8 protein-coding genes are annotated in these 8,151 nt (G+C 69.0%); 2 read left to right on the top strand and 6 right to left on the bottom strand.

Translation table 11 applies throughout. The features are described 5' to 3' along the window. Window positions 1-31 precede the first annotated feature (31 nt). Genes DK459_RS16095 through DK459_RS16085 form a run of 3 tightly spaced genes read right to left on the bottom strand, consistent with a single transcriptional unit; the run spans window position 32 to window position 2,424 of the window. The gene (locus tag DK459_RS16095) at window positions 32-673 is read right to left on the bottom strand and encodes a 3-oxoacid CoA-transferase subunit B (protein ID WP_006385549.1); all 642 of its coding nucleotides are present in this window, start codon (window positions 671-673) and stop codon (window positions 32-34) included. Window positions 674-682: 9 nt separating this feature from the next. After that, window positions 683-1,363 carry a 3-oxoacid CoA-transferase subunit A gene (locus tag DK459_RS16090; protein ID WP_006385548.1) on the bottom strand — a complete coding sequence of 227 codons (681 nt, stop codon included), beginning with the start codon at window positions 1,361-1,363 and terminating at the stop codon, window positions 683-685. Window positions 1,364-1,407: 44 nt separating this feature from the next. Then, window positions 1,408-2,424 (bottom strand): tripartite tricarboxylate transporter substrate binding protein, encoded by a 1,017-nt coding sequence (locus DK459_RS16085; RefSeq protein ID WP_110134865.1) that lies wholly within the window; start codon window positions 2,422-2,424, stop codon window positions 1,408-1,410. Window positions 2,425-2,779: 355 nt separating this feature from the next. Here DK459_RS16085 and DK459_RS16080 point away from each other — a divergent pair, with 355 nt between their 5' ends. Both DK459_RS16080 and DK459_RS16075 read left to right on the top strand, forming a co-directional pair. Next, the gene (locus DK459_RS16080) at window positions 2,780-3,802 is read left to right on the top strand and encodes an amino acid ABC transporter substrate-binding protein (RefSeq protein WP_006385546.1); all 1,023 of its coding nucleotides are present in this window, start codon (window positions 2,780-2,782) and stop codon (window positions 3,800-3,802) included. A 228-nt stretch (window positions 3,803-4,030) separates the two neighbouring features. Then, complete coding sequence (locus DK459_RS16075) at window positions 4,031-5,587, top strand: acetolactate synthase large subunit (protein ID WP_006385545.1); 1,557 nt, start codon at window positions 4,031-4,033, stop codon at window positions 5,585-5,587. Window positions 5,588-5,626: 39 nt separating this feature from the next. On the opposite strand, the gene DK459_RS16070 is transcribed toward DK459_RS16075, so the two are convergent. The 3 genes from DK459_RS16070 to DK459_RS16060 are packed head-to-tail and all read right to left on the bottom strand — an operon-like array spanning window position 5,627 to window position 8,149. Next, window positions 5,627-6,337 carry an ABC transporter ATP-binding protein gene (locus DK459_RS16070; RefSeq protein WP_049050926.1) on the bottom strand — a complete coding sequence of 237 codons (711 nt, stop codon included), beginning with the start codon at window positions 6,335-6,337 and terminating at the stop codon, window positions 5,627-5,629. Then, window positions 6,325-7,098 (bottom strand): ABC transporter ATP-binding protein, encoded by a 774-nt coding sequence (locus DK459_RS16065; protein ID WP_038504272.1) that lies wholly within the window; start codon window positions 7,096-7,098, stop codon window positions 6,325-6,327. The genes DK459_RS16070 and DK459_RS16065 overlap by 13 nt, the downstream gene beginning before the upstream one ends. Continuing rightward, window positions 7,091-8,149, bottom strand: coding sequence for a branched-chain amino acid ABC transporter permease (locus DK459_RS16060; RefSeq protein WP_110134864.1), 1,059 nt, complete (start codon window positions 8,147-8,149; stop codon window positions 7,091-7,093). The genes DK459_RS16065 and DK459_RS16060 overlap by 8 nt, the downstream gene beginning before the upstream one ends. Window positions 8,150-8,151: the final 2 nt, after the last annotated feature.

Genomic DNA, 8,151 nt, shown 5'->3' with positions numbered 1-8,151 from the left:
GCGTAGCCGGGCGGGGGAAGGTTGGGCAGCATCAGCCTGCGCGCAGCGGCGCGCCGGTGCGCGCCTGCAGCGCTGTCAATGTCATGCCGTCGATCATATCCCGGACCCGCAGGCCGTCGGGCGTGACGTCGATCACGGCCAGGTCGGTGTAGATGCGGTCGACCACGCCGGCGCCGGTCAGCGGATAGGTGCAGCGCTCGACGATCTTGGGCGAGCCGTCCTTGCTGTTGTGTTCCATCAGGATGTAGACGCTGCGCGCGCCCACCGCCAGGTCCATGGCGCCGCCCACGGCCGGCGCTTCGCCCGGCTTGTTGAGGGACCAGTTGGCCAGGTCGCCGTTGGCCGCGACCTGCATGCCGCCCATGACGCAGATGTCCAGGTGGCCGCCGCGCATCATGGCGAAGGAATCGGCGTGGTGGAAATAGGCGCCGCCTTCGAGCAGCGTCACCGGCTGCTTGCCGGCGTTGATCAGGTCCAGGTCGATGTCGTCCTCGGCCGGCGGCGGGCCCATGCCGAGAATGCCGTTTTCACTGTGCAGCACGATTTCGCGGCCGGCGGGCAAATGGGCGGCCACCAGCACCGGCATGCCGATGCCCAGGTTGACGTAGCTGCCGTCGGGAATGTCCTGGGCCAGGCGTCGCGCCATGGCTTCGCGGGTAAGGGGAGTGGGCATGGGAATCCTTCAGCTGGAGAACGCGGAGTGGGCCACCTGGGTGACGCGCTTGACGAAGATGCCCGGCGTCACCACGGCCTCGGGCGACAGCTCGCCCAACGCCACCTTGGCGCGCACCTGCACGATGGTGGTCTTCGCGGCCATGCACATGATGGGGCCGAAGTTGCGGGCGCTCTTGCGGTAGGTCAGGTTGCCCCAGCGGTCGGCCAGATCGGCCTTGACCAGGGCGAAGTCGCCGTGCAGCGGCGTCTCGAATACATGGCCGCGGCCATCGATGATGCGGGTTTCCTTGCCGGCGGCCAGTTCGGTGCCGTAGGCCGTGGGGGTGAAGAAGCCGCCCAGGCCGGCGCCGGCGGCACGCAGCCGTTCGGCGATGGTGCCCTGCGGCACGCATTCCAGCTCGATGCCGCCGCGCCGGTACAGGTCGTCGAAGACCCACGAATGCGAGGCCTTGGGAAACGAGCAGATCACCTTGCGCACCCGGCCGGCCTTTATCAGGGCCGCCAGGCCGGTCTCGTGGTTGCCTGCGTTGTTGCTGACCACGGTGAGTTCGCGCGCGCCCTGCTCGATCAGGGCGTGCAGCAGTTCGGTGGGCATGCCGGCGCCGCCGAAGCCGCTGACCAGCACGGTGGCGCCGTCGTGGATGTCGGCCACGGCGGCCGCGGGAGTGTCGATGAACTTGTCGATCATGGTTGTTGCTTCCGATGGGGCGCGCGCGGCGCGCCCCGTGTTGCTCAATCCACCGTGATGCGGGCCTGCTGGATGATCCCGGCGTAGCGCGCCGAGTCCTGCTTCATCAGTTCGGCGAACTGCGCGGAGGTGCCGCTGGCCGGCAGGAAGCCGGCATCCAGGAACTTCTGGCGCACGTCCGGTTCCTGCACGATTTCGCTGATCTCGCGCGCCATGCGTTCGATGATCGGCCTGGGCGTGTTGGCCGGCGCCATCAGGCCGGCCCAGGAGCCGGTGACGAAGCCCGGCATGCCGGCCTCTTCCATGGTCGGAATCGACGGCTCGGTGGGCCAGCGCTGCTTGCCGGTGAAGCCCAGCGCCTTCAGGCGGTTCTGCTTGACGTACTGCATCGGCACCAGGATCGGGTCGAACACCATCGACACCCGGCCGCCCAGCAGGTCGGTCAGGATCGGCGCGCTGCCCTTGTAGGCCACGTGCGTCATGGTGATCTTGTTGCGCAGCGCGAAGTCGGCGCCGGTCAGGTGCGCGCTGGAACCGTTGCCGCTGGAGGCATAGGTGAGCTTGTCGGGATGCTTGCGGGCGTATTCCACCAGCTCGGCCACGCTGTTGACGGGCAGGTCCTGCGAGACGAACAGGAACAGCGGCAGGTCGGCCATCTGCGCCACCGGCGTCAGGTCCTCGGGCTTGTAGCCCAGCTTGTAGAGGTGGAAGTTGATGATGTAGGCCGGCAGGATCGACAGGAAGGTGTAGCCGTCCGGGTCGGCCTTGGCCGCGATCGCCGAGCCCACGCTGCTGTTGGCGCCCGGGCGGCTTTCGACAATGATGGTCTGCTTCAGGCGCGGGCCGAGCTTTTCCATCACGATGCGGGTGACGATGTCGGTGGAGCCGCCCGGCGTGTAGGGCACGATGATCTTGATGGGTTTGCTGGGCCAGTCATCCGCCTGGGCGGGGCCGGCGGCCAGGCCGAGGGCGGCCAGGGCGGCGCACAACAGGGTCTTGAGGGCGTGGCGGCGATACCTTGCCGCGGGGCTGCGGAGCTGCGGTTTCCTTGCGAGTGCCATGGATTTGTCTCCTCCATGAATCGGCCGAATGCCGGCGCGCGTCCCGCGGTTTTTGTTGTGGCGCGGCCGGTTTTTCTGTGGGTTGGTGATCGCGCCGTCCAGCGGACAGGGCGCGAAAAAAGTATGGCACGCAGGGCCGCGCCAACCGGGGCGCACAGCTGCCAATAAAGTTCGATCACCGGACTTCCTGCGCTCGTCCGCATCCATTTGCTACTCGGGTTTCCACTAGGCCGGTGTGCGTTGTTCACGCCGTGGACATGGCGTAATCTGGCGGCCGGCCCGCAAAGCATGGGCTTGGTTTCAGCCGCCGCGGGCCTACAGGCCGGCGCGGGCATCTAATTCAGGAGAAGCAATAATGAAGCGGTTGATTTCGTTTGCTGCCGGCGCGCTTGCCCTGGCGTGCGCATCCCAGGCGGCGGTGGCCGGCCCCACGCTGGATGCGGTCAAGAAGAAGGGTTACGTGCAGTGCGGCCTGACCGACGGCGTTTCGGGCTTCTCGGCCACCAACAGCAAGGGCGAATGGGAAGGCATGGATGTGGACATCTGCCGCGCCGTCGCCGCCGCCGTGTTCGGCGACCCGACCAAGTTCAAGGGCACCGCGCTGTCGACCCAGCAACGCTTCACCGCGCTGCAATCGGGCGAAGTCGACGTGCTGCTGCGCACCGTCACCCTGACGCAGACGCGCGACACCTCGCTGGGCCTGTCGGCCGTGGCGGCCAGCTTCTATGACGGCCAGGGCATCCTGGTGAACAAGAAGCTGGGCGTGAAAAGCGCCAAGGAACTGAACGGCGCCACCGTCTGCGTGCAGCCGGGCACCACCACCGAACTGAACCTGGCCGACTGGTTCCGCGCCAACAATATCGAATTCAAGCCGGTCGTGATCGACAAGGTCACCGAAGTCGTGCGCGCCTTCGAATCGGGCCGTTGCGACGCCTTCACCGACGACGCCTCGCAACTGGCCGCGGTGCGCGCCACGCAGGTCGCCAAGCCGGACGACTACGAGATTCTGCCGGAGCGCTTCTCCAAGGAGCCGCTCGGCCCCATGGTGCGCCAGGGCGACGAGAACTGGCTGGGCATCGTCCGCTGGACGCTGTTCGCTCTGCTGGAAGCCGAGGAATACGGCATCACGCAGAAGAACGTGGACGAGATGCTCAAGAGCAACAACCCCAACATCTCGCGCATCCTGGGCGTGACGCCGGGCGCTGGCAAGAACATGGGCCTGGACGAGAAGTGGGCCTACAACGCCATCAAGGCCGTGGGCAACTACAGCGAAGTGTTCGAGCGCAACGTCGGCAAGGACAGCAAGCTGGGCCTGCAACGCGGCACCAACGCGTTGTGGAGCAAGGGCGGCGCGATGTATCCGTGGCCGATCCGCTGAACGTGACGGCATGAGCCCGGAACGGCCCGCGCAAGCGGGCCGTTCTGTTTCCGGCGCTTGCCGGCGCCGCGGCCGCCCTGGAAATTCCGGCTGCCGGAACCCCTGAAATGGTTCCATGCCGGGCGCCGCAAATGGCTCTAGCCGGTTTGCGTTACCCTCCCTATGATTGCCGGAGAAGGGCGCGCAGCCGCTTGCGCCCGCCCGATACAAAACAACCAGGGAAACACGATGAACGGCGCTGATAGTCTTTGCGATACCCTTCTGGCCAATGATGTGGACGTCTGCTTTGCCAACCCGGGCACGTCCGAGATGCACTTCGTCGCGGCGCTGGATCGCAAACCGAAGATGCGCTGCGTGCTGGGCCTGTTCGAAGGCGTGGTGACGGGCGCCGCCGATGGCTACGCGCGCATGGCCGACAAGCCGGCGGCGACGCTGCTGCACCTGGGGCCGGGCCTGGGCAACGGCCTGGCCAACCTGCACAACGCCAAGCGCGCGCGCACGCCGATGGTCAACATCGTCGGCGATCACGCCACCTACCACGTGCAGTACGACGCCCCGCTCACCAGCGACGTCGAAGGCGTGGCGCGTCCCATGTCGCACTGGGTCAAGCGCGGCATGTCGGCCGAATCGATGTCGGCCGATGCCGCCGAGGCCATTGCCGTGGCGCGCCGCCATCCGGGCAACATCGCCACCCTGATCCTGCCGGCCAACTCCGCCTGGACCGAGCTGCCTGCCGACTCCCAGGTGGTCAAAGTGGTCGATGAAGCCGTGCCGCACACCACCATCGAGGCCGTGCGCGCCGCCGCCAAGGCGATCCGTTCCGGCGAAGTCACCACGCTGATGCTGGGCAGCACCGCGCTGCGCCAGCGCGCGCTCGACGCCGCCGGCCGCATCGCGCGCGCCACCGGCGTGCGGCTGCTGTCCGAAACCTCCAACCGCCGCATCGAGCGCGGCGGCGACCGCACGCCGGTGGACCGGCTGCCCTATCCGATCGACCTGGCCGTGGCCAAGCTCAAGGACGTGCGCCACCTGGTGCTGGTCGGCGCCAAGGCGCCGGTGGGCTTTTTCGCCTATCCCGGCAAGCCCAGCCTGCTGGCGCCCGAGGACTGCGAGAAGATCGTGCTGGCCACCGTCGAGCAGGACCTGGCGCACGCGCTGGAATGGCTGGCCGACGAACTCGGCATCGCCGCCGACGCGCCGCGCCTGGCCGCGCCGGCGCCGGCCTACGAGGTGCCGGCCAGCGGCAAGCTGACCGGCGCCGCCGTCAACATCCTGGTGGCGCATCACCTGCCCGACAACGCCATCGTCTGCGACGAGTCCATCACCCAGGGCCGTGAATTCCCGATCTACAGCGCCAGCAGCGCGCCGCACGACTGGCTGATGCTGACCGGCGGCGCCATCGGCATCGGCCTGCCGCTGGCGGCCGGCGCGGCGGTGGCCTGCCCGGACCGCAAGGTCATCACCCTGCAGGCCGATGGCAGCGGCATGTACACCTTGCAGGCGCTGTGGACGCAGGCGCGCGAAAACCTGGACTGCCTGACGGTGATCCTGGCCAACCGTTCCTACGCCACGCTGCACGGCGAAATGAAGAACGTGGGCGTGCAGGAGCCGGGCCGCAACGCGCGCCGCATGCTCGACCTGGAAGAGCCCTATCTGGACTGGACCCACCTGGCGCGCGGCATGGGCGTGGAGGCGGTCAGCGTCGATACCGTGGAAGGCTTCGCCCGCGCCTTGCAGGACGGCCTGAAGCGCCGCGGTCCGTTCCTGATCGAAGCGCTGATCTGACGCTTTTGCCCCGCGCTCCAGGGAGCAGGCGCGGGGCGATCAGACGCCCAGGTAGCGCGTCAGTTGTTCCGGCGCGGCGGCCAGCGCCGCGCTGTCGCCGTCCCGCACGATCAATCCCTTTTCCATCACCAGGCAGCGGTCGGTGTGCGCCAGCACGGCGCGGTAGTTGCGGTCGACGATCAGCGTCGACATGCCGGTGGCGCGGATCTGCCGGATGATCTTCCAGATCTCGGCCACGATCAGCGGCGCCAGGCCCTCGGTGGCTTCGTCCAGGATCAGCAGGTCGGGGTTGGTCATCAACGCCCGGCCGATCGCCAGCATCTGCTGTTCGCCGCCCGACAACTGCTGGCCGCCATGGCCCAGCCGTTCCGTCAGGCGTGGGAAGGTCTCCAGCACCCGCGCATAGGTCCAGTCGCGCCGCCCCTGTTCGCCGGCGCGCGCCGCCACCAGCAGGTTCTCGCGCACGCTCAGGTTGGGGAAGATACCGCGGCCTTCGGGTACGTAGGCCACGCCCAGTTGCGCGATGGCGTGCGGCCGGGCGCGGGTGCAGTCGGCGCCGCGCACCGCCACGCGGCCCTGGGCGCTGCGCACCTGGCCGACCAGGCTGCGGATCAGGGTGGTCTTGCCCATGCCGTTGCGGCCCACCAACCCGACGGACTCGCCCGCCCCGATACGCAGTCCGACGCCGCGCAGCACGTGGCTGGCGCCGTAGTACACATGCAGGCCATCGGCCTCGATCAGTGCGCGCATGTGAAGTCTCCGTCCAGGTCTTCGCCCAGGTAGGCGGTGCGCACCTCGGCATTGGCGCGGATCCGCGCCGGGTCGCCGCTGGCGATGCTGCTGCCGTTGACCATCACGGTGATGGTGTCGGCGATGCGGAACACCGCGTCCATGTCGTGCTCCACCAGCAGGATGGCGTGGCTGGCCTTGAGTGTCTGCAGCAGCGCCAGGATGCGGTCGGTTTCCTCCGGGCCCATGCCGGCCAGCGGTTCGTCCAGCAGCAGCACCTGCGGTTCGCCGGCCAGGCACATGGCGATCTCGAGCTGGCGCTTGCGGCCATGCGGCAGCAGGCCCGCCGGCCGCGCGGCGTCGGCCGCCAGGCCGGTGCGCTCCAGCGCCTGCGCGGCCAGGTCGGCGCTGACCGCGCAGGCCGAGGCCGGCCGCCACCAGTGCCAGAAGCGCTGGCGCCGCGCCTGCGCCGCCAGCCGGCAGTTCTCGAACACGCTCAGTTCGGGAAACAGGGTCGAGCGCTGGTAGCTTCGGCCCAGGCCGGCGCGGGCGCGCTCGGGCTGGCCCCAGGCGGTGATGTCGCGCCCGCCCAGCGACACCTGGCCGCTGCTGGGCGCGAGTTCGCCGGACAGGATGTTGATCAGGGTCGACTTGCCCGCGCCATTGGTGCCAATGACGGCATGCACTTCGCCGCGTTGCAATGCCAGCGACACCCCGTTGACGGCGGTCAGGCCGCCGAAGCGCCGGGTGACCGCGTCGGCGGTCAGCAGGGGATCAGGCATGAGGCTCTCCTTGGATCGGCAGGGGCAGCGGCTTGGCGGCGGGCGATGCGGCCGGCGCGGCCGGCGCGGCCGGCGCGTTCGGGGCGTGGCGCGCGCGACGCTGGCGCCACTGCGCCGGCAGGCCGGCCAGGCCGTCGGGCAGCAGCGCCACCAGCGCGATGATGGCCAGGCCCAGCGGCAGATGCCAATGGCGCGCGTAGTCGCCGAACAGCGCCTGCGACTGGAACAGCTCCTGCAACAGCACCAGCGTGGCCGTGCCCAGTACCGCGCCGCCCAGGCTGCCCATGCCGCCCAGGATCACCATCAGCAGCACCAGCCCCGACTGTTCCCAGGCCAGCAGCTCGGGCGTGACGAAGCCGTCCTTGAGCGCGAACAGGAAGCCGGCCAGGCCGGCCAGCGCGGCGCCGATGACGTAGGCCGCCAGTTTGTAGGGATAGGTGGAATAGCCGGCCGCCCGCATGCGCTGTTCGTTGATGCGGATGCCGGCCAGCGCCGCGCCGAACGGCGAGCGCCGCAGCAGGGCCAGGAAGCCCCAGGTCAGCGCCAGGCAGGCCAGCACGAAGAAGTAATAGGCATTGCCCTGGTCCAGGTCGAACGGCAGCCAGCCGCCGATCTCGGCCCGCGGCCGGAAATACAGGTAGATGCCGTCGCTGCCGCCGCCGACCTTGGTGTCATGGAACACGTAGTACGCCATCTGCGCGAAGGCCAGCGTCACCATGATGAAGTACACGCCGCGAGTGCGCAGCGCCAGCGCGCCGGTCAGCGCGGCGTAGGCGGCCGCGGCCAGCAGCGCCGCCGGCAGCAGCCACCACAGGCTGGCCGCTTCCGAGGACGGCGACAGCAGCGCGGCGGCATAGGCGCCGATGCCGAAGAACGCCGCATGGCCCAGGCTGACCAGCCCCGCGCCGCCCACCAGCAATTGCAGGCTGAGCGCGAACACCGCGTAGATCATGATCTTCACGGCCAGGCCGGTGTAGTAGTCGCTGCCGCTCCAGGCGAAGGCGGCCAGCGCCAGCAGGGGCGCGACAGGCAGGAGTCGATTCACATTCATGG

It is taken from the genome of Achromobacter sp. RW408 (assembly GCF_003184165.1).
Lineage (GTDB): Bacteria > Pseudomonadota > Gammaproteobacteria > Burkholderiales > Burkholderiaceae_B > Achromobacter > Achromobacter xylosoxidans.
The sequence above is the reverse complement of the archived record's forward strand: the minus strand, read 5'-3'. Positions and strand labels throughout refer to the sequence as shown.